This is a genomic window from Bacillus sp. CH140a_4T, assembly GCF_008923725.1.
In the GTDB taxonomy this organism is placed as follows: Bacteria; Bacillota; Bacilli; order Bacillales; family Bacillaceae_G; genus Bacillus_A.
In genome coordinates this window covers 1-25,162 of the sequence record NZ_WBPF01000014.1, presented here as the reverse complement: position 1 = coordinate 25,162, position 25,162 = coordinate 1, and the positions used below count along the sequence as shown (strand labels likewise).

The window sequence follows — 25,162 nt, the reverse complement described above, 5'->3', positions numbered from 1 at the left end:
CAAAAAAAAAAAAAAAAAGAGATCTTCGCAGACTGCGAAGATCTCTTCTACTATTTCTTATAAAGTTTCAGAAGTAGTTTTTGCTTGCATGTGAAGCGCTAAGTAGTCAGGGCCACCAGCTTTAGAGTCTGTACCAGACATGTTAAAGCCACCGAATGGTTGGTAACCTACGATTGCACCAGTACATCCACGGTTGAAGTATAAGTTACCCACATGGAACTCTTCACGTGCTTTTTCAATATGGTCACGGTTGTTAGTAACAACAGCACCTGTTAAACCGTATTCTGTATTGTTTGCAATTGCAAGTGCATGGTCAAAGTCTTTTGCTTTACAGAATGCTACTACTGGTCCGAAGATTTCTTCTTTCATTAAGCGAGCATCTTCTGCAACGTCAGCAACGATTGTTGGTTGGATGAACCAGCCTTTAGAATCGTCTCCTTCGCCACCTGCTAAGATTCTACCTTCTTCTTTACCAATTGCAACATAGCTCATTACTTTATCGAATGCAGCTTGGTCATTAACAGGACCCATATTTGTACCTAATACAGCTGGGTTAGCAACTGTTAATTCTTTCGTTAATTCAACAGCACGATTTAACACGTGATCGTATACATCTTCATGGATTACTGCACGAGAACATGCAGAACATTTTTGTCCTGAGAATCCGAATGCTGATGCAACGATAGATTTAGCTGCTAATTCAAGATCTGCTTCTTTATCAACAACGATTGTATCTTTACCACCCATTTCAGCAATAACGCGTTTTAACCAAATTTGGCCTGGGTTTACTTTCGCTGCACGCTCATAAATACGGATACCTACATCACGAGATCCAGTGAAGCTCACGAAACGTGTACGAGGGTGATCTACTAAGTAGTCACCAACTTCAGAACCATTACCTGGAACGAAGTTTACTACGCCAGCTGGTAAGCCAGCTTCTTCTAATACTTCCATGAATTTCGCTGCTACTACAGGAGTTGTACTAGCTGGTTTTAGTAATACTGTGTTACCAGAAACTAAAGCAGCTGTTGTCATACCTGCCATAATTGCGAATGGGAAGTTCCAAGGAGAAATGATAACACCTACTCCTAATGGAATGTAAGAGAAACGATTATATTCAATTGGACGGCTTTCTACTGGAATTCCGTCTTTTAATTTTAACATTTGACGACCATAATATTCCATAAAGTCGATTGCTTCTGCTGTATCAGCATCTGCCTCATTCCATGGTTTACCTGCTTCTTTTACAAGAATAGCAGAGAATTCATGTTTTCTGCGACGAACGATTGCTGCAGCGCGGAATAAAATGTCTGCACGCATTTCTGGCTTTGATTTTCTCCAAGTTTGGAATGTTTCATCCGCTACTTGCATTGCTTTTTCAGCTAACTCACGGCTTGCTTTTGAAACGCGACCAACAAGTTCCTCTTTATTTGCAGGGTTTACAGAAACAATTTTGTCTTCTGTAGTGATTTTTTCTCCCCCAATAATTAATGGATAGTCTTGTCCAAGATAAGATTCTACTTTCTTTAAACCTTCTTCAAACGCTAATTTGTTAGCCTCCACTGAAAAATCTGTAAATGGCTCATGTTTGTATGCTACTACCATCTTTTTAGCCTCCCCTTAGAAAAACGTTTACATTTTACAACATTATTCTACACGATAATTTAGATTTATTCAAATATTCCTAGACTTATATTTTAAAAATTAATTAATTTTTAAAATATAATAAAAAAATAGAGTTATACATACGTATAACTCTACAAAATATGAGTATATTCCAAAATGTTTTTTCCGATTAATAAAATAGTTACTAACAAAAATAAAGTTCTTACATATCCAACACCTTTTTGAACTGCAAACTTCGATCCAAAATAAGCGCCAAAAATCATCGAAAATCCCATAATAATACCGTATTCAAAATGAATTACGTCTAAAAATAAAAAAGTAATTAAAGATACGATATTACTAACAAAGTTCAAAAGTTTTCCAGATGCTGCCGCTTGAATAAAATCCAAACCAATTAATAAAAATGCAAAAATTAAAAAGGATCCTGTTCCTGGTCCAAAAAATCCATCGTAAAACCCTATCATTAAAATAACAAAGAAAAATATTAATGTTTTTCTTTTCGTCATCTTCTTATAGGTAGATACACTTCCCCAATCCTTTTTCGCAATAATATAAATGGCAATAAGCACCAACATCACAAGTACTAACGGACGTAAAATATCCGGCGGAATAAACTTTACTACTAAAGCACCTGCCACTGCTCCTATAATAGTTAACGGGATTAACTTTCCTACAATTTTAAAATCGACCTTTCCTGATCGAATAAAATAAATTGCACTCGTAAAAGTCCCCATCGTTGCGGCTAATTTATTCGTTGCAATTGCCGAAGCTGGTGGTAAACCAACAAACATAAGTGCCGGAAGCGAAATTAATCCTCCACCGCCAACAACTGAATCAATAAAAGCTGCTAAAAAGCCGAATGCAATTAATAAAATAATGACTTGAAAACTTAATTCGTCCATGCGCTTTACCCCTTACCCCCATTATTTATAACATTTTAAATTATAACAAAATTCCTCAAGAAAAAAAGCCGTTCCACAAAGGAACGGCCCTTCTATTTAATCTAAAATTTTCACAAACGGTTCATCTTGCTTCGCTTCACGTATAATAATCGCTTCTGGACGTTCTACAGATTTAATCGTTACTTGTACTTTCATATAATTCGGGAAGTATTCCATAACAAGCCCGGCTACATATTGTGTAAAACCAATTATTTCCGCTTTTCCATTAAACTGGACAGGAATATCAAGCTTTACTTCTCTTAATTCATCGTCTCTATACATACCAGTACCGATAACAGCTGTATAGTCGCCTTGGAAATAATCGCTTAGTTTTGCTTTAAAGTTCGATACTCTCGCAAGGTCTTCACGTTTATTATCTGTTTTCGCTTGTTCAGATGGGAACAAATAATATTTCTCATTAATTCGTTTCCAATCCTCAACCGTTTCACTGCCTTTTTCAACATTCGCATAAGAAACAAAGTTACCTGGCACGAGTGAAGCCTTTGGAGCCTGACGATAAATTGCAAATGTTATCGGAACATTTTTTGTGTCAGGTTTTTTTTCATGCATAAATTTCAAGACTTCTTGCGCCATTTTTTTCCCTTCAGCTAACATTTTTTCTTGCTCGATTTTAGCCTCACGCGGATAACCATTCTCTTGCTCGTAATAATGAACCGAGTTCATTGCTAAACCAACTACAATGCCTTGGAGTTCATCTGTTTCGCCTTTTTTCACATAATAATCATGCTCTAAAATATTTGAAATATATATTGGATTTTTTTTGTTTTTTGCCTCTAATGATTCAGATCCTCCACCTAACGCTGGGTTTAACCCAATGTTTGGAAATTTAACGGCATCTTTTTTTAATTTGTCCTCTAGTTCCTTTTGTTCAGCATCTGTACGCTTTCTTTTAACAAGCATCTGCAAATTTTGAGCATCTAGAGCACTTCCACCTTTAAAGAAATGATCTTTCGTACTAAAGGATTCTTTTGCAATACGCATTAATCCTGTTTCAAATTCATCTATATCAAGGCGATTACTTACGCCTTGTACAACTAAACCGCGTGCTGCGCCTGCTTCAAATGGAATAGTCGCCTTATAATATTCATCCGAAATAGCATACTTCGGAACGATTGCTTGCTCTTTTGCTTTCCCCGATTTCTCAACCACTTTTTCATCTTTATCGGCACCTGCACTACACCCACTTACGAGTAGGCCAAGGCTTAATACCGCTAATGCTATTTTTTTCATGGTAAGTTTGCACCTCTTACTTATTTAGCTCTTGTAAGAACCTCTCTTCATTCCAAACCTCAACATTATGCTTCTCCGCTTGTGCTAATTTCGAACCTGCCGCTTCACCTGCAACAACTAAATCCGTACTTTTACTAACACTGCCTGTTACTTTTCCACCTAATGCCTCAATCTTCTTCTTCGCTTCACTACGTCCCATCACTTCTAATTTCCCTGTTAAAACGACAGTTTTTCCTGCGAAGTACGACTCAACATTTTGTAAATCAGCAATTTTTATACCTTTGTATGCCATATTCACGCCATACTCTTTAAATTGTTGTAATAACTCTAATACGTCCTCATTATCAAAATACGTCACGACAGATTGAGCCATTTTTTCCCCAATCTCGTTAATTGCTTTTAGTTCTTCTTCCGTTGCTTTCACAAGCGCATCCATCGTTTCAAAATGCTCTGCAAATGTGCGCGCTGCTTTCGCTCCGACATGGCGAATACCAAGACCGAATAATAATCGCTCTAATGAGTTGTCTTTAGAATTCTCAATTGCTTGTACTAAATTCGTTGCTGATTTTTCACCGAATCGTTCTAGCTGCAATAATTGCTCTTTCGTCAACGAATATAAATCAGCAAATGTACGAATATAATCAGCATCAAAGAGTTGTGTAATGACACGCTCTCCAAGTCCATCAATATTCATTGCATTTCTTGAAACGAAATGGATTAACCCTTCTCGGATTTGAGCTGGGCAAGTTGGATTTATACAACGAAGTGCGACCTCTTCTTCTAAACGAACTAGTTCACTCTCACAGGCTGGGCAATGCGTTGGCATATGATATTCTTCTTCCTCACCAGTACGCTTATCGAAAATAACGTTCACAACTTCAGGGATAATATCTCCGGCCTTCTTTACAACTACGTAGTCACCAATTCGAATGTCTTTTTCACGAATTAAATCTTCGTTATGTAAAGAAGCACGACGAACGATAGTACCAGCCACTCGCACTGGCTCTAACTCTGCAGTCGGTGTTACAACTCCTGTACGGCCAACACTTAATTCAATACCTGTTAATCTTGTTACAACTTCTTCAGCCGGGAATTTATAAGCAATTGCCCATCTTGGACTCTTTGCTGTAGTTCCTAGACTTTCTTGAAGAGCAACATCATCTACTTTTATAACGATTCCATCAATCTCATAATCAAGATGCGGACGTTTTTCTTGCCATTCTTCTACATAAGCGATAACTTCTTCGATTGTTTCACATGTACGACGATTTGGATTTGTTTTGAACCCAAGTTCACCTAAGAAATCAAGCGATTCACTATGCGATGGAATTGTTTTTTCTTCTACATTCGCAAGACCGTACACAAACATAGATAAGTTACGCTTCGCTGCAATTTTCGGATCAAGTTGGCGTATTGAACCTGCTGCCGCATTACGCGGATTCGCAAATACATCTTCACCATTTTGCTCTTTTTCTTCATTTAACTTAACGAATGAACGCTTCGGCATATAAGCTTCGCCTCGAGCTTCTAACGTTACTTCTTCATTTAAACGAAGCGGGATCGCTTTAATCGTTTTCAAGTTTTGAGTAATATCTTCACCCGTTACGCCATCACCACGTGTTGCCCCTTGAATAAAGCGTCCTTTTTCATAATGAAGCGAAACAGCAAGTCCGTCAATTTTTAATTCGCATATATATCTTACATTCGCATCATCAATTCCTTGACGTACTCTTCGGTCAAAATCACGTAAATCACCTTCGTTAAACGCATTTCCTAAACTTAACATCGGGGACTTATGTGTTACTTTTTCAAATATATCAAGAACAGTTCCCCCAACGCGAATGGAGGGAGAGTCTTCACTCATAAACTCTGGATTCTCTGCTTCTAATTTTATAAGCTCCTGCATATTACGGTCATACTCCGCATCAGAAACAGAAGGATTGTCTAATACGTGATACTGATAGTTAAATGTATTTAACAAATCACGCAGTTCTTCTATACGTTGTTTTGCTATCTCTTTTGACATATCCTCATTCCTTTCCTATTGTTTCGTCACAGGTGCAAATTTTGCTAACAAACGTTTAACACCAATTGGGCTTGGGAACGCAATATCTAATTCTTTTGCATCACCTTCACCTTTTACACTGACAACTGTACCGACTCCCCATTTTTGGTGGGAAGCTTTATCGCCTACTGCCCAGCCAATTTGCTCGCCGCCTGTTGTCTTAGCTGCAGGACGTGCGAAAGCTGAACGAGAGCGTGTTGTGGTTGTAGTTGTCATTTTACTTGTACTTGTCGTTCTGCCTTTTGCACCAAACGAAGTTTCACGCTTTGGCGCTGTTTCATTTAACGATTCTACTAACTCTGCCGGGATTTCTGTAATGAATCGAGAAGCAGCGTTCATACTTGTTCTACCAAATAAAGTACGCATTTGTGCATTGGATAAATATAACTCTTCTTCTGCACGAGTAATACCTACATAAGCCAGGCGACGCTCTTCTTGCATTTCATCTTCTTCCATTAGAGAACGAGTATGCGGGAATATTCCTTCCTCTAACCCAACAATAAAGACAACTGGGAACTCTAACCCTTTCGCTGAGTGCATCGTCATTAAAATAACTTCCTCACCTGCAGTTGGATCTTCATCGACACGATCAATATCAGCAACAAGTGCTAAGTCTGTTAAGAATGCAACAAGGCTCTTATCTTCGCTTTGAGACTCAAATGTTTGCGTAACAGATAAAAACTCATCTAAGTTCTCTAAACGACCTTCTGCTTCTAAAGTACGCTCGTTTTTCAACATATCGCGATAGCCTGTTTTTTCAATAACTTCTTCTACCAATTCTGTAACAGATAAATACTCTTGCATATTTACCCAGTTGTGTAATAAACCTGCGAATTCTTTTACTGCCTTTGTAATTTTTGCACTTACTCCAACATGCTCAATCTCATCGAATACAGCAGTTAATGAAATTCCATTTTGTACACCGTAATTAATAATTTTATCGATAGAAGTCGCACCAATTCCGCGCTTTGGCATGTTAATAATACGTGCGAAACTAATCTCATCATCTGGATTCCCAATTAAACGTAAATACGCCAAAATGTCTTTAATCTCTTTACGATCGTAGAACTTCGTACCGCCGACAATTTTGTAAGGAATATTAGATTTCAGGAAAATCTCCTCGACCATACGAGACTGCGCATTTGTACGATATAACACTGCAAAATCAGTATATTTTCGTTTTCCCATTTGAATATCATCACGAATTTTTTTCGCAACAAAATATGCTTCGTCTTTTTCCGTCGCAGCACGGTAATATGAGATTTTGCTTCCAACTTGATTGTCTGTCCATAATTTTTTCGGTTTACGGTTTGAATTTTTTTCAATAACAGCATTCGCTGCATTTAAAATATTTTGTGACGAACGATAGTTTTGTTCTAACAGAATAACTTGCGCATTCTCATAGTCTTTTTCAAATGACAAAATGTTAGAAATGTCAGCCCCGCGCCAGCGGTAAATAGATTGATCTGAGTCACCTACAACACATAAATTTTTAAAACGTGCTGCTAAATGTTTTACAAGAAGGTACTGCGCTTTGTTCGTATCTTGATACTCATCCACGTGAATATATTGGAACTTACGCTGATAAAACTCTAGTACTTCTGGAACACGTTCAAATAGCTGAATCGTTGTCATAATTAAATCATCAAAGTCTAATGAGTTATTTTTCAGAAGACGTTTTTGATATTCTGTATATACATCGCTCGTTAATTTTTCATATGGATCAGCGATTGTAATTTTTTTCGCATATTTATCTGCAGATAACAATTCATTTTTCGCATTACTAATACCAGCTAAAATAGAGCGCGGCTCAAATTTCTTCGGATCAATATTGCGCTCTTTCATAATTTTTTTGACTACAGTTAACTGATCGCCTGAATCTAAGATTGTAAAGTTACGATTAATACCAATACGATCGATATCACGTCGTAAAATACGTACACACATAGAGTGGAACGTAGAAATCCAAATATCCTCTGCTTCTGGTCCGACAAGTGTATCAATACGCTCGCGCATTTCACGAGCCGCTTTATTTGTAAAGGTAATAGCTAGTACATTCCATGGTGCTACACCTTTTTCACCAAGTAAATATGCAATACGATGTGTTAACACACGTGTTTTACCACTACCTGCACCTGCCATTAATAGAAGTGGTCCGTTCGTTGTTTGTACTGCTTTTTGTTGCTGCGGATTTAAACCATTTAATAACCTATCTGTCTTACTCATATACGCCTGCACCTACTCTCCTTTTACTGCTTTAACTGTTTTTAACGCTGCTTTTATGTCATCATAAATAATATTTCCAACAACTACTGTATCAGCGTATTGTGCCATTTCCTTCGCTTGTTCAGCATTAGAAATACCGCCGCCATAATATAACTTCGCTTGTTTTAATTCTGCTTTTACATTTTTAACAAGTTCACTGTCTCCATACGTACCGCTATATTCTAAGTAAAATATCGGTAAACGTAATAGCTTGTCTGCTAAACGCGCGTATGCAATCACATCATCTTCTGTTACATCACATTTCGCATCTGTAAGCTGTGCTACTTTCGCTTCAGGATTTAAAACACAATACCCTTCCATGAAAATTTCGTCCCAATCCATAATATCCCCAAATTCTTTCAAAGCCTCATGATGAACGCCTGTTACCCATTCTACTTTTCGGCTATTTAAAACGCTTGGGATATAATAAAAATCAAACCCTGGTGTAATTGCTTCTACATCAGAAACCTCTAACACACAAGGAACTGCATATCTACGAATGCTAACTAGCATGTGTAGTACATTATCAATTGTTACTCCATCACTTCCGCCTACAATAACAGCATCTGTTCCAGACTCACAAATCATTTCTAAATGTTCATCACTTAACTCCTTATTTGGATCAAGCTTAAATACATGTTTCCACCCGGAAATATCGTACATGAAAACACCCTTTCTTTTCTCTATTTATGTATATTTCTGTTCAAAATAACAGTTTATTTTCATTAGGATTTTTTTAACTTCACCTTAAATATTTGTTTAAAACGGAGAATTAGGTTTGGAATTCCCTCTTACACATTTTTTCAAACGAGAGGATTTAATTTTGAACTTCCTTTTATGCATTCTTTCATTATAACAAAAAAAGCTACTTGCACACACGCACATTCCAACATCTTTTTCAACGTCAAATGTTGGATTACATATCCTAAAAATCACACGGGATACTAATAAGAGAAATAGTATTATCTATTTCAACTTTCATAAAAAGGAGTGTTTTTCTAATGAAGCAAAACATCGGTACAATAAATGCCCTAATTCGAATTACACTCGGACTTATCCTCTTCGGCTGTAGTAGCGCTAAACTTGTACGCAAGCCGTGGTGCACTTGGTCTAACGTCTTGCTATGGATTGGTGCAATGAAAATTGCAGAGGGAATTGTTCGTTTCTGCCCTGTTGTTGAAATGTGGAAATTCGGAAAATACATGAATATGGGGGCATTTAAAATGCCTAGCATGAATTTTGCTGAAAAGGGACATGCTAAAGAAGAAGTGAATCAAACTTCCAATCACGACAAACCACGGTCAAATGGAAGTTTTGACGCTTCTGACAAAGAGATTGAGTCAGCGATTGAAGATATAATCCTGGCAAAACCGCTTTGAATCATTTGTCACGATGCAAGATGCTCTCAGAAAGACTTAGCTGCTGCAGTGGGCGGTTAAGTCTTCTTTATTTTACCACAAAACAGAACGTACATTCTCATTTTGAATCTTAAAATATACATAAGACATACCTAATCGATAAATTTCAGAAAATTAGGTGTAAACCCCTTGCATAAAATGATATAAAAGTGATATCATTTTTATATCAGGAGGCGATCATATGAAAGAAAAACAAGTATTTTATGTTAATGGTTTTCTTGGGATTATTGGAATTTTGATTTTAGCCGCTATCGGTGTATTTTTCCTTATACAAGAAATTTTCATAGGAGCAGCATTAACTATTATTTTAGCCGCAGTTCTTGCTACAGGTATTGGTATTGTTCAACCAAACCAAGCGAAGGTCATTACGTTTTTCGGTAATTACTTAGGAACAATTCGTCAAAACGGTTTATTTTTAACGATTCCGTTCGCATTCCGTCAAACTGTATCATTACGTGTTGAAAACTTTAATAGTAAGAAATTAAAAGTAAATGATGTTGAGGGAAATCCGATTGAAATTGCAGCCGTTATCGTATATAAAGTTGTTGATTCTGCAAAAGCAATGTTCGGTGTTGAACATTACGATCGATTTGTAGAAATTCAAAGTGAAACAGCAATCCGCCACGTTGCAACAAAATATCCTTATGATAATTTCCAAGATGAAACTTGCATCACGTTACGCGGAAATACGGAAGAAATCTCTGAAGAATTAAAGCGTGAATTAGAAGCACGCCTTGAAATCGCTGGCGTAGAAGTATTAGAAACTCGTTTAACACATTTAGCTTACGCAACAGAAATTGCCCATGCAATGCTCCAACGTCAACAAGCAAAAGCAGTATTAGCTGCTAGAAAAGAGATTGTTGAAGGTGCTGTGAAGATGGCGAAAGATTCAATCCATATGTTAGATGAGGAAGGCGTACTTGAATTAGATGACGAGCGTAAAGCAAATATGGTGAACAACTTATTAGTTGCCATCGTTTCAGATAAAGGTGCGCAACCAGTTATTAATACAGGAAGCCTATACTAAAGGGTTGTAAATCATTATGGCTAAAAAGAAAAGCTTTCCATTACGTATTGATCCTGAATTACACGCAGTCATCGAAAAATGGGCGAATGATGAGTTTCGTAGCGTCAATGCACACATCGAGTATTTACTTCGAGAAATGGCAAAGCAAAAAGGAAAATTGAAAAAAGATAAAGATGCATAAAAATCCCGCTGAGAAATCAGCGGGATTTTTAAATACTATATTACTAAATATTTTTCGATGATGATGTTTTCTCTATATTTATATTGTAAAATATAAATATATCATTATTAATAGAGGTGGTTCGCTTTGCCTACAAAACATTACTATAAAAAACCGAGTTTATTCTTTATTACATTACTCTCATTCAATCTTGTCGCTTGCTCAAATAAACGACCAACGATCGACACATCCAGTAAAGAATATAGTTTTGAAACCGCCGAAAAATATGGTGATGTCATTCAAAAGAATGATACAGTTTACAATATCGAAAAATTAGATACCTTCATTAAAAAATATAATTCAAATAAGAGTCACGCCATTCGAATCACTCGATTTAACGAAAAAGATCAGCCCCTTATCATAGATTTAACAGTAAAAAAAGGAAAAGAGACAACCTCTTTGTATTATGATGTCGACTATTCAAAAACGAGTGATCATGACAAAGAAAATGCAGGCATTCAATATTCCAATAGTACTTGTCAAAAAATTTCAAAGAAAGTTTCATCAACAGCAATAACCTATCAATTACACTGCCCTGACATTATCGACCTTATAAAAGTTCCTAAATAAAATAATAAGAAAAGCGGAGAATGAACTACATCATTCTCCGCTTTTCTTACCTCAAAAAATTTAATATTACTAGCTTCTCGTCATCTCATGCCCAATTGCACGATATCCTATATCACTTCGGTAAAATAGACCATCACTCTCAATTTTACCAATTTCTTTATATACCTTATCTTTCGCTGCTTGTAAACTGTCCGCCTTACAAGCAACAAATAGTACACGGCCACCATTTGTTACAAAGTCACCATGCTTCATCGCTGTACCTGAATGGAAAACAATTACATCATTCAGTGCATCTAATCCTTTAATAATGTCACCTTTTTTATATGCTTCCGGATATCCTTTCGAAGCAAGCACAACACCAATTACCGCTTCCTCTGACCACTGTAACGTTAATTCACTTTCATCTAATACAGCGTTACATACATCAACTAAATCATTTTCTAAGCGAGGTAATACTACTTCCGTTTCAGGATCACCAAAGCGTGCATTAAATTCAATTACCTTTGGGCCATCATTTGTTAAAATAAGTCCCGCATATAAAATCCCTGTAAACGAACGATTTTCTGCAATCATCGCTTTAGCAGTTGGATGTAACACCGTTTTTATCGCCTCTTGAACTGCTGATTCCGGAATTTGTGGTACTGGAGAATATGCACCCATTCCGCCTGTATTTGGACCTTTATCACCATCAAAAGCTCGTTTATGATCTTGAGCAATTACCATCGGATGCACAGTTGTTCCATTTACAAATGCCATTAATGAAAATTCTTGTCCATCTAAAAACTCTTCAATAACGACTTTCTTGCTCGCTTCGCCGAACTTCACATCTTGTAGCATCTCTTTCACAGCTTGTAATGCCTCTTCAAGCGTCATCGCTACCGTTACACCTTTACCAGCAGCTAGGCCGTCAGCTTTAATAACGATTGGCGCGCCAACTTTTTGAATGTACTGTACTGCTTCTTCATAATCTGTAAAAGTTTCATATGCCGCAGTTGGAATATTATACTTTTTCATCAATTCTTTCGTAAAAGCTTTGCTACCTTCAATAACAGCAGCCGCTTTATTTGGACCAAATACACGAAGTCCCTCTTCTTTAAAACGATCAACAATTCCATTCATAAGCGGAATTTCTGGTCCAACGAAAGTTAACTCAACATGATTCTCTTTAGCAAATAAAACTAATGCATCAAAATCATTCTCATCAATATCAACTGGTGTTGCAACATCTCGCATACCTTCATTACCCGGTGCTACATACAACTTTTCCACCTTTTCAGATTGCGCAAACTTCCAAGCTAAAGCATGCTCACGCCCACCGCGGCCAATTACTAAAACATTCATATTTCATCCCCCAATACTTAAATAAGTACAAACTAGAAGCTATGCTGCTCCTAGTTTGTTTTTTCCACAATTACTCTATTAATGTTTAAAATGGCGTACGCCAGTGAACACCATAGCAATCCCATACTTATCTGCCACTTTGATAGAGTCTTCGTCACGGATTGATCCGCCTGGTTGAATGATTGCTGTAATTCCTGCTTTTGCTGCCTCTTCTACTGTATCTGGCATTGGGAAGAAAGCATCCGATGCAAGTGCGCTACCTTGTGCTTTTTCGCCAGCTTGTGTAATTGCAATTTTTGCAGAACCTACACGGTTCATCTGTCCCGCGCCTACACCAACTGTCATGTTATCATTCGCTAAAACAATTGCGTTTGATTTCACATGTTTTACAACTTTCCAAGCTAGTTTTAAATCTTTCCACTCTTGCTCTGATGGTTCACGTTTTGTCGGAATTGAAATTGTACTTTCATCTAATGATAACGTATCTTCCTCTTGAACAAGAAGACCACCTTGTACAGAAGTTAATTTTTTACTTGCACTTGTCGCTTTTTCAATATTTACAGTTAGTAAGCGTAAGTTTTTCTTACTTTGCAACACTTCTAAAGCTTCTTTTGAGAAAGAAGGTGCAATAATAATTTCTAAGAAAATTTCGTGTAACTTTTCTGCTGTAGCTTTATCAATTTCACGATTTGCTGCAATAATACCACCAAAGATTGATACTGGATCTGCTTCATAAGCGCGTGTGTATGCCTCATGAATATCAGTTCCTACTCCAACACCACATGGATTCATATGTTTTACTGCTACTACTGTTGGTTCTGTAAATTCTTTTACAATACTAAGTGCTGCATCTGCATCGTTAATATTGTTGTAAGATAATTCTTTACCGTGTAATTGTTCTGCGTATGCAACAGAAGAAGTTACAGCGAATGGTGCTTTATAGAATGTTGCTTTTTGATGTGGATTTTCTCCATAGCGTAAATCTTGTTTTTTCTCAAATGTCACTGTTAATGTTTCTGGGCTTTCTTCACCCATTTTCTCTGTTAAGTAGTTAGAGATTAACGCATCATATGCCGCTGTATGACGGAATACTTTCGCTGCTAATTTACGTTTCGTTTCTTCTTTTACTTCACCGTTCTCTTTCAGTTCTGCTAATACAACATCGTAATCTACTGGATCTACAATTACCGATACAAATTTATGATTTTTCGCAGCAGAGCGAATCATTGTTGGACCACCGATATCAATATTTTCAATTGCATCAGCAAATGTTACATCAGGCTTAGCGATTGTTTCTTTGAATGGGTATAAGTTAACAACAACAAAATCAATTGGCTGTATACCTAATTCATTCATTTGCGCTACATGCGTTTCATTATCGCGAACTGCTAATAGACCACCATGAATGTTTGGATGTAATGTTTTTACGCGGCCATCCATAATTTCTGGGAACCCAGTTACTTCAGAAATACCAATTACTTGTAAGCCATTTTCTTCTAGTAATTTTTTCGTACCACCTGTTGAGATAACTTCGATTCCTTGTTCTAGTAAACCTTTAACAAATTCCACTACTCCTGTTTTATCTGAAACACTTACTAATGCACGCTTTTTCATTTATCCTTCACCCCTGGTTGTATGTTAGTTAACAGTTGGTTCTTTCACAGATTGAACAATTTGATTCACTGTATTTACGTATAATTTATGTTCAACTTGTTGAATTTTCTTTTGTAAGCTTTCTCTCGTATCCCCTTCAGAAACAACTACTGCTTCTTGCGCAATAATTGGTCCTGTATCCATACCTGCATCTACATAATGAATCGTTACTCCAGTTACTTTCACACCTGCTTCTAACGCTTGACCAACAGCATCTTTCCCTGGAAAACTTGGTAATAGTGATGGATGAATATTAATAATCTTCCCGCCGTAAGCTTCTAGTAATGTCGGCCCAATTAAACGCATATATCCAGCCAAAATAACATAATCAATTTCATACTCTTCTAACTTCTTTAATATTTCTTTTTCAAATGCTTCTTTTGACTCATATGCTTTCGCTGAAAAAGCGAAACATGGAATATGATGATAATGTGCCCGTCCAACAGCACGTGCTTCTGGTTTATCACATACTAATAAACTAATATCGGCTTCTAATCTTTTTTCTTCTACCGCATTGATAAGAGATTGAAAGTTAGAGCCGCTTCCAGAAGCAAAAACTGCTAATCTACTCATAGTGTTGTGCCCCCATTGAAGGTAACGCCAGCCCCTTGTACAGTACGTCCAATAATACGAGCTGTTTCTCCTTGCTCCTCAAGAAGACGAACGATATCTTTTGCCTCTTCTTCCTTCACTGCTACTACCATACCAATACCCATGTTAAAAATATTGAACATTTCTTTCTCTTCTAGTTTTCCAACTTCTTGAAGTAAATTAAAGATCGGTTGAATTTTCCAAGATCCTAATTCAATTTCTGCACCGATTCCTTCTGGTAACATACGTGGAATATTTTCAATGAACCCGCCACCTGTAATATGCGCCATACCGTATACTTCATATTTCTTCAATAGTTCTAAAATAGGTTTGACATAAATTTTCGTTGGTTTTAATAATTCTTCACCAAGGGGTAGTTCTAAGCGTCCGTAAATACGATCTAAAGATAGTTCTCCATCTTCTAGTAATACTTTTCGTACTAAAGAATAACCGTTACTATGAATACCGCTAGATGCTAAGCCAATTAATACGTGACCAGCTTCAATTTTTTCACCTGTTACAATTTTCTTTTTATCAACAATTCCAACTGTAAAACCAGCTAAATCATACTCCTCTGTAGAATACATTCCTGGCATTTCAGCTGTTTCCCCACCAATTAATGCACAACCAGCTTGGCGACAGCCCTCTGATATACCTTTGACGATGTTTTCAATTTTACTAGGTTCAGCTTTACCACAAGCAATATAATCAAGGAAGAAAAGCGGCTCTGCTCCTTGGACAACAATATCATTTACACACATTGCTACTGCATCAATACCAATTGTGTCATGTTTATCTGCCATAAAAGCGAGCATCAATTTCGTTCCCACGCCATCTGTTCCAGATACTAATACAGGTTCTTCTAATGCAAATTTTGATAGATCAAACATACCTCCAAAACCGCCTAAACCGCCTAGTACTTCTTTTCTCATTGTTGTTTGTACGTGTTTTTTCATGCGAGATACCGCTTCATATCCAGCTTCAATATCTACTCCTGCTTGCTTATATGCATTCGCCATCGTTATCTACACCTCGTCTTTTAATTTCTCCCTATTCAGGGCGGGCTGTTTTAAGAAAGAAGCTAGCTTCTACATCAAAAGAAGTAGAAGCTTTTTTCTTCTTATTTCATACTTTCTAAAAGCTCTTGCTCATAATCATAAAGAGCTGTTGGATAATCCCCATTGAAGTACGCCATACATAGACCGCCGTATTTCCCTTCATATGGACGTCCAATTGCATCTACTAATCCATCTTCACTTAAAAACGTTAAAGAATCTGCTCCGATGATTTGACGGATTTCTTCTATTGAATTATTTGCTGCAATTAATTCTTTTCTCGTTTGAATATCAATGCCATAGAAACATGGATACTTAAGAGGTGGTGAAGCAATTCTTACATGGACTTCTGTCGCTCCAGCCTCGCGAAGCATACGAACAATTCGTTTACTCGTCGTTCCTCTTACGATAGAATCATCAATCATCACAACTCGTTTTCCTTCAACTACGCCCCTTACTGCTGAAAGCTTCATCTTAACCCCTTGCTCACGCAGTTCTTGAGAAGGTTGAATGAACGTACGTCCAACATAACGATTTTTAATTAATCCTAACTCATATGGAATTCCTGTCGCCTCCGCATAACCAATTGCCGCTGAAATACTAGAGTCTGGTACACCAGTAACAACATCAGCTTCAATAGGAGCTTCTGCCGCCAAACGTTTCCCCATATTTTTACGTGCTGCATGGACGTTAATACCTGCAATATTAGAATCCGGACGTGCAAAGTAAATGTACTCCATACTACAAATTGCATGATCTACTTCATTTGTAAAACGATCTACGTGAATTCCTTCATCATTGATGATCAGTAATTCACCTGGTTCTACATCACGAATGTATGTTGCACCTACTACATCGAAAGCACATGTTTCTGATGCTACAACGTAAGCATCTCCCATCTTTCCAATTGAAAGAGGACGGAATCCATTCGGATCTAGCGCAACGATCATTTCATTTCCAGTTAGTAAAAGATATGCAAAGGCACCTTTCACTTTATTTAGGGCCTCTTTTACACTTTCAATTAAAGTATCTTTCGTACTACGTTTAATGAGATGTAGAAGTACCTCTGTATCTGAACTCGTTTGAAAAATACTTCCTTCTGCCTCTAATTCACGACGAAGCATCTTTGCGTTAATTAAATTTCCGTTATGAGCTAATGCCATACTATGATCAGAAAAACGGAATAATAAAGGTTGAACGTTAGCAACTTCACTTCCGCCAGCTGTCGCATATCGTACGTGTCCAATTGCTGATTTTCCGTTTAAGCCTTCTAGCTCACCCCTTGAAAATACTTCGGATATTAAACCTAACCCCTTGTGACCGACGATTTTCTCACCATTATTTACGACAATGCCTGCGCCTTCTTGGCCACGGTGCTGTAAACTGTGCAATCCGTAGTATGAAACTTGTGCTGCATTTTCATGCCCCCAAATTCCGAAAACGCCACATTCTTCATTTAACCCCTTTATTTCAGCAAGCATGGGATTGCCCCTTTCCAAGCCTTTCTCATTTCATCTACATTTGCTGTAAGTAATACTTCATTTTCTTCATTATGAATTGTTACTTCATTTGTATTTGTCACTTCTCCAACTTGAATTGCTTCTACCGCTTTCTCGAACGCTTCTTTATTTTCACGTTTTACTGTTATAACGAAGCGGGATTGTGATTCAGCGAATAATGCTGCTGTAGCTTCTCCGTCTAATTTCACAGTAGCACCTAAACCTTTTGCACCAATGGCACTTTCAGTAATTGCAACCGCTAAACCACCTTCAGCAACATCATGAGCAGATTGAACAAGACCAGCTTGAATTGCTGCTAATACTTGTTTTTGACGTTTTAATTCTACGTCTAGATCGATACTTGGTGATTGGCCGAAAATTTTGCCGTGAATCATTTTCTGTAACTCACTTCCACCAAACTCAGCTTTTGTCTCTCCGATAACATAAACTAAATCGCCAGCTTGCTTAAACTCTTGTGTTGTTACATGTTTTAAATCGTGTACAAGTCCAACCATCCCAACTGTCGGTGTTGGGTATACAGCTTCACCACTACGTTCGTTATACATTGATACGTTTCCGCCAATAACTGGCGTTTGTAATGTGCGACAAGCTTCACTCATACCATCTACTGATTTTTCAATTTGCCAGAAGATTTCTGGTTTTTCTGGATTACCGAAGTTTAAGCAATCTGTAATTGCAAGTGGCTCTCCTCCAGAACATACGATATTACGTGCTGCCTCTGCTACTGCAATTTTACCGCCCACTTCTGGATCTAAATAAATGTAGCGAGAGTTACAATCTGTCGTCATTGCTAATCCTTTTTCTGTACCGCGTACACGTACAACTGCTGCATCTGAACCTGGTGTAACAACTGTGCTTGTGCGAACTTGATAATCATATTGATCATAAACCCACTCTTTACTTGCAATCGTCGGTTGTTGTAATAGAGCGAATAACGTTTCTTTATAATTTTCTACTTTTGGTGTTTCCATTTTCATCTGCTGGAATTCAGCAAAGTATGCTGCTTCTTTTGATGGTTTATGATAAATTGGCGCTTCTTCTGCAAGAGCATCTGCTGGTACTTCAGCTACCTTTTCACCTTTATGGAATAAGCGAAGCATTTTGTCTTCCGTTACTTTCCCCATCGTAACGGCTGCAAGACCATACTTCTCAAATAAATCTACTATTTCTTGCTCTCTACCTTTTTTCACAACGATTAACATACGTTCTTGTGATTCAGATAGCATCATTTCATATGGTGTCATTCCGGTTTCACGCTGTGGTACATCATCTAAGTACATTTCAATACCCATACCTGCTTTACTTGCCATTTCTGCAGAAGATGATGTTAAACCAGCTGCACCCATATCTTGAATTCCAACAAGTGCATCCGACTGAATCAGTTCTAAGCAAGCTTCAATAAGAAGTTTTTCCATAAATGGATCACCTACTTGAACTGCTGGACGCTTCGCTTCTGAGCTTTCAGATAGCTCTTCAGATGCGAATGTCGCACCATGAATACCATCACGACCAGTTGATGCTCCTACGTACATTACTGTATTTCCAGCACCGTGCGCTTGCCCTTTTTTAATATCTTCATGATTAATTAAGCCTACGCACATTGCATTTACAAGTGGATTTCCTTCATAACATGGATCAAACTGTACTTCGCCGCCAACAGTTGGAATGCCGATACAGTTACCGTATCCTGCAATCCCTGCTACTACTTCTTCGAATAAATATTTCACACGTGGTGATTGTAATTCCCCAAATCGAAGTGAGTTTAATAGGGCTACTGGGCGTGCTCCCATAGAGAATACGTCACGGATAATACCACCAACACCTGTTGCTGCTCCTTGATATGGTTCAATAGCAGAAGGGTGGTTATGACTTTCCATTTTAAATACAACCGCTTGATTATCACCGATGTCTACGATTCCAGCACCTTCTCCAGGTCCTTGCAGAACGCGCTCACCTGTTGTTGGGAATTTTCGAAGCACTGGTTTTGAATTTTTATAACTGCAATGTTCAGACCACATAACAGAGAATAACCCTGTTTCTGTATAATTTGGCAGACGTCCTAAAATCTTTTCAACCATGGCAAACTCTTCGTCTGTTAGCCCCATTTCCGCATATATACGCTCTTCTTTAATTTGTGTTGGATTTGGCTCAAGCATTAACGACATATGTTTCCCTCCACTGTTTTAAGATAGATTGAAAGACTTTTAACCCTTCAGCACCGCCAAGTAATTCATCTACTGCACGCTCTGGGTGTGGCATCATACCAAGTACATTTCCTTTTTCATTTACAATACCAGCAATATCTGAAACGCTTCCATTCGGGTTTTCTACGTAACGGAATGCGATTTGATTATTCTCTTCTAATTGTTTAAGAGTCTCTTCATCACAATAGTAATTCCCCTCACCATGTGCAATTGGGATATTAATTACTTCATCTTTTTCATATTGTGATGTAAACATCGTTTCATTATTTTCAACACGTAACTGAACTGTTCGGCACATAAATTTTAAGTTTTCGTTTCTCATTAACGCTCCTGGTAGTAATCCTGATTCAACAAGAATCTGGAATCCATTACATACACCTAAAATCGGCTTTCCTTGCACAGCAGCTTTTTGCACTGCTTTCATTGCATTCGCGAAGCGAGAAATAGCACCGCAGCGTAAGTAGTCACCGTAAGAGAATCCACCTGGTAGTAAAATTGCATCATATTCATCTAAATTCTCTGTATCGTGCCAAACGTAATCTACTTCTTCGCCGAGCTCATCTTTAATTGCATGGAACATATCAACATCACAGTTCGAACCTGGAAATACTATTACGGCAAATTTCACTGTGCGACAACCTCCTCAACTTCATAACGGAAGTCTTCCATTACAACGTTTGCTAATAGTTTTTCACACATTTCCTTTACCTTTGCGTCAAGGTCAGATACCGATTTATCAATTGTTAGTTCCATGTACTTTCCGATTCGAACATCTTGTACTTCTGTAAATGAAAGACTATGAAGTGCTCCTTTTACCGCTGTTCCTTGTGGATCTAATACGCTTTCTCTTAATGTTACATATACCTTAACTTTATACATGTGAAATTCCCCCTAAACGTTTTAAAATCTCTTCATAAGCAGCTGTTAAATTTCCAAGATCGCGACGGAATACGTCTTTATCAAACTTTTCATTGCTCGTTTCATCCCATAAACGGCAAGTATCTGGTGAAATTTCATCCGCTAAAATAATTTCTCCTTCTTCTGTTACACCAAACTCTAACTTGAAATCTACTAGTCTTACACGACAGCTTGCGAAATGATCAATCAATACTTGATTGATTTGTAGAGCCATATCTCGTAATACGCTTACTTGCTCTGGCGATGCAACTTTTAATACACGAATGTGATCTTCCGTTACAAGCGGATCTCCTAAATCATCATCTTTGAAGTAAAATTCTACGATTGGTTCTGCAAGTACAGTTCCCTCTTCCATTCCTAATCGTTTTGAAAGACTTCCTGCAATTACATTTCTTGTGACAACTTCTAGAGGAATAATACTCACTTTTTTAACAAGTTGCTCTGTTTCAGATAACTTCTCTACAAAATGTGTTTTTATTCCTACTTCTTGTAACTTTCTGAACAATAAAGTTGTAATCTCATTGTTCAAACGACCTTTTCCTGTAATCGTCTCTTTTTTCTCCCCATTGAAAGCAGTCGCACTATCTTTGTACTCTACCCAAACCATATCTGCTGATTCTGTACGATAAATTCTTTTTGCCTTACCTTCATACAGCAATTCTAGCTTTTGCATTTCGCAAGCCCCCTGTAGTTTGAAAAATGTGAATAATATTTTTATAAAGAATGGCACAGAATGACTCTATTCTGTGCCATATGAAATTTTACGCTTCGTTTAATCCAAGGCGTTCAAAGATTGTATCAACATGTTGCATATGATGCTCATAGTTGAAGCATTCATTAATTTCTTCTTGTGATAACTTGCTCGTAATACGCTCATCAGCTTCTACAAGCTCTTTAAATTGCACTTGTGTTTCCCAAGCTTCCATCGCTTTAGGTTGTACGATATCATAAGCTTCTTCACGTACCATACCTTTGTCGATTAATGTAAGCATTACACGCTGAGAATAAATTAAGCCGTATGTTCTTGTCATATTGCGTTTCATATTCTCTGGGTATACAGTTAAGTTTTTAACGATATTACCAAAGCGATTTAACATGTAATTTAATGCGATTGTAGCATCTGGTAAAATTACGCGTTCTGCCGAAGAGTGAGAAATATCACGCTCATGCCATAATGGAACATTCTCATACGCTGTCATCATATAACCGCGGATAACACGAGCTAAACCAGTCATATTTTCTGATCCAATTGGATTACGTTTATGTGGCATTGCAGAAGAACCTTTTTGGCCTTTTGCGAAAGCCTCTTCAACTTCACGTGTTTCACTCTTTTGTAAACCACGAATCTCAACTGCCATCTTTTCGATAGATGTTGCGATTAGTGCAAGTGTTGACATGTAATGAGCATGGCGATCACGTTGCAATGTTTGTGTTGAAATTGGTGCTGCTTCTAATCCTAAGTTTTCACAAACATACTTTTCTACGAATGGATTGATATTTGCGTATGTACCAACCGCACCAGATAATTTACCAACGCGAACTGTATCAGCAGCTTGCTTGAAACGCTCTACGTTACGTTTCATTTCTTCATACCAAAGACCAAGTTTTAAACCAAATGTTGTTGGTTCTGCATGAACACCGTGTGTTCTTCCCATCATAATCGTGTATTTATGCTCTTTCGCTTTGTTAGCTAAAATGCTTACAAAGTTTTCTAAGTCTTTTAATATGATTTCATTCGCTTGTTTTAAGATATAAGATAACGCTGTATCTACTACGTCTGTAGATGTTAAACCGTAATGAACCCATTTGCGTTCCTCACCTAATGTTGGTGTTTCTGATACAGCACGAGTGAATGCAACTACGTCATGACGTGTCTCTTTTTCAATTTCATAAATACGATCGATATCGAATGATGCATGCTCACGAATTTTTTTAACATCTTCTTTTGGAATATCGCCAAGCTCAGCCCATGCTTCACAAGCTAAAATCTCAACTTCTAACCACGCTTTAAATTTGTTCTCTTCCGTCCAAATTGCACCCATTTCTGGGCGTGTATAACGACTAATCATTTTTTTCCCTCCAACAGTTGTTCTTGATGGTCCCAAATATGCAAACTCTTCGCTTTTTCTAGAGCGACTTCAATATTATCATTTAAAATATTAACATGCCCCATTTTTCGCTGCGCTTTTGCTTCTTCTTTTCCATACAAGTGTAAATAGCACCCGGTTAATCTATTCACTTTTCTTAGGACCCCTTCTATATGTTCGCCTAAAATGTTTACCATGACAACTGGTTTTAACAAATTTGTTTCTCCAAGAGGTAAATTACAGATTGCTCGAATATGTTGACCGAATTGACTCGTTTCACATGCATCCTGTGTATAGTGGCCTGAATTGTGAGGTCTTGGTGCTAATTCATTAATGTAAATCTCACCATCAGCTGTAGCAAACATCTCTACCGCTAGTGTTCCCACAAGTTCTAGTTCATCCGCGAGCACTTTTGCATAAGCAATCGCTTTTTGAGAAAGTTCTTCTGTAATGCGAGCTGGAACGATAGATTCATGCAAAATGTTATTCACATGAATATTTTCCGCTACCGGAAATACTTTCGTTTCACCACTTACACTACGAATTACAATAACTGATACTTCTTTTTCAAAAGGCACCCATTTCTCTAAAATACACTCTGCTGCATTCGCAAGCTCTCGCGCTTTATCAACGTCAGCTTCACTTCTTAAAACAACTTGCCCTTTCCCATCATATCCACCTGTCGTTGTTTTTAAGACGGAAGGATATGATAACTCGGCGATTGCTTCAGTAAGTTGCTCTTGAGTTTGAACCAATCTATACGTTGCTACTGGTAATCCCGCTTTTTCAATTGCATTCTTTTCTGTAAAACGATTTTGCGTTTTACTTAACAACTGACTGCCTTGCGGTAAGTAAGCATGTTTTTCTAGCCATTGTAAACATCTATAATCAATATTCTCAAATTCATATGTGACAACATCACTAATCTCTGCTAAATGCTGAATTGCTTTTAAATCGTCATATGGTGCAACAATTTCAATATCAGCAACTTGTGCACATGGTGAATTTTTTGTAGGATCTAAAACAGCAATTTTATATCCCATCTCCTTAGCTGCCAATGCCATCATTCTTCCAAGCTGGCCGCCTCCAATAATGCCGATTGTTTTTCCAGGTAAAATGATTCTCGTCATACTAGCTCACTACCTTCGCGCACATCTTTTTCAATTGCTTCTCGTCTCAATTCTAATGCATCATGTATATCATCATGGAATGATCCAAGTATTTGTGCAGCAAGTAAACCAGCATTTGTTGAACCAGCCTTACCAATTGCAACAGTTGCAACCGGAACCCCTCCTGGCATTTGGACGATGGATAATAATGAATCTAAGCCGTTTAACGCTTTTGATTGAACTGGAACTCCGATTACAGGAAGATTCGTCTTTGCTGCAACCATTCCTGGTAAATGCGCTGCTCCACCAGCTCCAGCAATAATAACTTTCAACCCACGTTCACGAGCCGTTTCTGCATATTCAAACATATAATCCGGAGTCCGATGAGCAGATACAACTTTTTTCTCATACGGTATATTTAATTCATCTAAAATGTCACAAGCATATTTCATTGTTTCCCAGTCTGACGTGCTTCCCATTATGACTCCAACTAGTGATTTCATATTAGAATCCCCCCGATTCAAATAAAAAAAGCCTGAAATAGAACAGTTTCTCTTTTACTATGAGAGAAAGTGCTCTACTCAGGCATACGTATCCCTTGTGAATAGAAAAATACCGAGTGACTTTCCCTCATAGTCTAACGAATAACGGTCGTTAGGTAGAGACTTGCAGGCCATATCCCCGCGATTATATGAGGTCTTATATATTATTCTTTCTATGGCTATATTAACAATATTTCATAAACAATGTCAACAAATAATCGAATGTTTTTTTATTACTTACCAATAACGTTCGTGTTTTAGTTATATTCAAAAGAATAATTGTAACTATATGCAAGAAGGATAAGAAATTAGAATATATATTTCTAGAGATCTATCGCACATATAATCGTTTATATTCATTTTATTTATAAGGAGAACAATAGCAAAAAATAACTACACTCTTTCACATTTATTCCTTTGTATCGCAGTCATTGTTATAATGATCGAATACTCCTTTATATCATCACACTGTTAACGTTTCCTATCATAGGAATTATTTTAGGAGCACTCGGAAAACCTTGAAAACAAAAAATCATTGCTATTACTTTAAATAGCCCATTTTCATTCTTTTTTCTTCTTTAGGGTTATTAAATTTATGGATTATGACAGTTGGTAAATAAAAATAAACACAAAAAAACCTAAGTCGAATCGACTTAGGTTTTTGCTTGGCGACGTCCTACTCTCACAGGGACAAGGTCCCAACTACCATCGGCGCTAGAGAGCTTAACTTCCGTGTTCGGTATGGGAACGGGTGTGACC

At 37.5% G+C, this 25,162-nt stretch carries 22 protein-coding genes, 1 rRNA gene, 1 pseudogene and 1 riboswitch; of the genes and pseudogenes, 5 read left to right on the top strand and 19 right to left on the bottom strand.

The window, feature by feature from the left end; translation table 11 throughout:
• Positions 1-57: 57 nt before the first annotated feature.
• The 6 genes from pruA to F8162_RS15045 all read right to left on the bottom strand — a co-directional run bounded on the left by pruA (position 58) and on the right by F8162_RS15045 (position 8,811).
• Positions 58-1,605, bottom strand: a complete 1,548-nt coding sequence (gene pruA / locus F8162_RS15070) for an L-glutamate gamma-semialdehyde dehydrogenase (RefSeq protein ID WP_000259556.1) — start codon at positions 1,603-1,605, stop codon at positions 58-60.
• Between the two features lie 152 nt (positions 1,606-1,757).
• Positions 1,758-2,528 (bottom strand): TSUP family transporter, encoded by a 771-nt coding sequence (locus F8162_RS15065; protein WP_151633914.1) that lies wholly within the window; start codon positions 2,526-2,528, stop codon positions 1,758-1,760.
• Positions 2,529-2,624: 96 nt separating this feature from the next.
• A complete protein-coding gene (locus tag F8162_RS15060; protein ID WP_151633912.1) occupies positions 2,625-3,818 on the bottom strand; it encodes a CamS family sex pheromone protein in 1,194 nt (397 codons plus the stop codon).
• A 16-nt stretch (positions 3,819-3,834) separates the two neighbouring features.
• Positions 3,835-5,844 carry an NAD-dependent DNA ligase LigA gene (gene ligA, locus F8162_RS15055; RefSeq protein WP_098538355.1) on the bottom strand — a complete coding sequence of 670 codons (2,010 nt, stop codon included), beginning with the start codon at positions 5,842-5,844 and terminating at the stop codon, positions 3,835-3,837.
• A gap of 15 nt (positions 5,845-5,859) precedes the next feature.
• Positions 5,860-8,109 (bottom strand): DNA helicase PcrA, encoded by a 2,250-nt coding sequence (gene pcrA, locus F8162_RS15050; RefSeq protein WP_151633910.1) that lies wholly within the window; start codon positions 8,107-8,109, stop codon positions 5,860-5,862.
• A gap of 12 nt (positions 8,110-8,121) precedes the next feature.
• Positions 8,122-8,811 carry a heptaprenylglyceryl phosphate synthase gene (locus tag F8162_RS15045; protein WP_000272087.1) on the bottom strand — a complete coding sequence of 230 codons (690 nt, stop codon included), beginning with the start codon at positions 8,809-8,811 and terminating at the stop codon, positions 8,122-8,124.
• A 338-nt stretch (positions 8,812-9,149) separates the two neighbouring features.
• Here F8162_RS15045 and F8162_RS15040 point away from each other — a divergent pair, with 338 nt between their 5' ends.
• The 4 genes from F8162_RS15040 (at position 9,150) to F8162_RS15025 (ending at position 11,383) form a co-directional block, all read left to right on the top strand.
• Positions 9,150-9,527 carry a DUF2892 domain-containing protein gene (locus F8162_RS15040; protein WP_151633908.1) on the top strand — a complete coding sequence of 126 codons (378 nt, stop codon included), beginning with the start codon at positions 9,150-9,152 and terminating at the stop codon, positions 9,525-9,527.
• Positions 9,528-9,747: 220 nt separating this feature from the next.
• A complete protein-coding gene (locus tag F8162_RS15035; protein WP_000660678.1) occupies positions 9,748-10,593 on the top strand; it encodes an SPFH domain-containing protein in 846 nt (281 codons plus the stop codon).
• Between the two features lie 16 nt (positions 10,594-10,609).
• Complete coding sequence (locus F8162_RS15030) at positions 10,610-10,774, top strand: toxin-antitoxin system HicB family antitoxin (RefSeq protein WP_001085171.1); 165 nt, start codon at positions 10,610-10,612, stop codon at positions 10,772-10,774.
• 126 nt (positions 10,775-10,900) lie between these two features.
• On the top strand, positions 10,901-11,383 hold the full coding sequence (locus tag F8162_RS15025) for a DUF4362 domain-containing protein (RefSeq protein WP_151633906.1): 483 nt from the start codon (positions 10,901-10,903) through the stop codon (positions 11,381-11,383).
• 69 nt (positions 11,384-11,452) lie between these two features.
• On the opposite strand, the gene purD is transcribed toward F8162_RS15025, so the two are convergent.
• The 12 genes from purD to purE form a co-directional block, all read right to left on the bottom strand.
• Entirely contained in the window at positions 11,453-12,724 is a 1,272-nt protein-coding gene (gene purD / locus F8162_RS15020) for a phosphoribosylamine--glycine ligase (RefSeq protein WP_151633904.1), read from the bottom strand.
• A gap of 78 nt (positions 12,725-12,802) precedes the next feature.
• Positions 12,803-14,338 carry a bifunctional phosphoribosylaminoimidazolecarboxamide formyltransferase/IMP cyclohydrolase gene (gene purH / locus F8162_RS15015; protein ID WP_151633902.1) on the bottom strand — a complete coding sequence of 512 codons (1,536 nt, stop codon included), beginning with the start codon at positions 14,336-14,338 and terminating at the stop codon, positions 12,803-12,805.
• A gap of 24 nt (positions 14,339-14,362) precedes the next feature.
• Positions 14,363-14,950, bottom strand: a complete 588-nt coding sequence (gene purN / locus F8162_RS15010) for a phosphoribosylglycinamide formyltransferase (protein ID WP_151633900.1) — start codon at positions 14,948-14,950, stop codon at positions 14,363-14,365.
• The gene (gene purM, locus F8162_RS15005) at positions 14,947-15,987 is read right to left on the bottom strand and encodes a phosphoribosylformylglycinamidine cyclo-ligase (protein WP_151633898.1); all 1,041 of its coding nucleotides are present in this window, start codon (positions 15,985-15,987) and stop codon (positions 14,947-14,949) included. Before purM ends, purN begins: the two co-directional genes overlap by 4 nt.
• A 101-nt stretch (positions 15,988-16,088) precedes the next feature.
• Positions 16,089-17,504 (bottom strand): amidophosphoribosyltransferase, encoded by a 1,416-nt coding sequence (gene purF, locus F8162_RS15000; protein ID WP_000879036.1) that lies wholly within the window; start codon positions 17,502-17,504, stop codon positions 16,089-16,091.
• Entirely contained in the window at positions 17,489-19,708 is a 2,220-nt protein-coding gene (gene purL, locus F8162_RS14995) for a phosphoribosylformylglycinamidine synthase II (RefSeq protein ID WP_151633896.1), read from the bottom strand. Before purL ends, purF begins: the two co-directional genes overlap by 16 nt.
• Positions 19,692-20,375 carry a phosphoribosylformylglycinamidine synthase subunit PurQ gene (purQ, locus tag F8162_RS14990; RefSeq protein WP_151633894.1) on the bottom strand — a complete coding sequence of 228 codons (684 nt, stop codon included), beginning with the start codon at positions 20,373-20,375 and terminating at the stop codon, positions 19,692-19,694. The genes purL and purQ overlap by 17 nt, the downstream gene beginning before the upstream one ends.
• A complete protein-coding gene (purS, locus tag F8162_RS14985) occupies positions 20,372-20,626 on the bottom strand; it encodes a phosphoribosylformylglycinamidine synthase subunit PurS (protein WP_000278820.1) in 255 nt (84 codons plus the stop codon). Before purS ends, purQ begins: the two co-directional genes overlap by 4 nt.
• Complete coding sequence (gene purC / locus F8162_RS14980; RefSeq protein WP_151633892.1) at positions 20,619-21,338, bottom strand: phosphoribosylaminoimidazolesuccinocarboxamide synthase; 720 nt, start codon at positions 21,336-21,338, stop codon at positions 20,619-20,621. The genes purS and purC overlap by 8 nt, the downstream gene beginning before the upstream one ends.
• Before the next feature lie 88 nt (positions 21,339-21,426).
• Positions 21,427-22,734, bottom strand: a complete 1,308-nt coding sequence (gene purB / locus F8162_RS14975; protein ID WP_000625688.1) for an adenylosuccinate lyase — start codon at positions 22,732-22,734, stop codon at positions 21,427-21,429.
• Positions 22,731-23,882 carry a 5-(carboxyamino)imidazole ribonucleotide synthase gene (purK, locus tag F8162_RS14970; RefSeq protein WP_151633890.1) on the bottom strand — a complete coding sequence of 384 codons (1,152 nt, stop codon included), beginning with the start codon at positions 23,880-23,882 and terminating at the stop codon, positions 22,731-22,733. The genes purB and purK overlap by 4 nt, the downstream gene beginning before the upstream one ends.
• Complete coding sequence (gene purE / locus F8162_RS14965; protein WP_000839367.1) at positions 23,879-24,364, bottom strand: 5-(carboxyamino)imidazole ribonucleotide mutase; 486 nt, start codon at positions 24,362-24,364, stop codon at positions 23,879-23,881. Before purE ends, purK begins: the two co-directional genes overlap by 4 nt.
• A 110-nt stretch (positions 24,365-24,474) precedes the next feature.
• Positions 24,475-24,576: riboswitch (purine riboswitch) on the bottom strand.
• Positions 24,577-24,782: 206 nt separating this feature from the next.
• Between purE and F8162_RS29335 the strand changes: the two are divergent.
• Positions 24,783-25,023: pseudogene (locus F8162_RS29335) on the top strand (hypothetical protein).
• 43 nt (positions 25,024-25,066) lie between these two features.
• Here F8162_RS29335 and rrf read toward each other — a convergent pair.
• Positions 25,067-25,162 (bottom strand): 5S ribosomal RNA (gene rrf / locus F8162_RS14960); the annotation flags it as partial.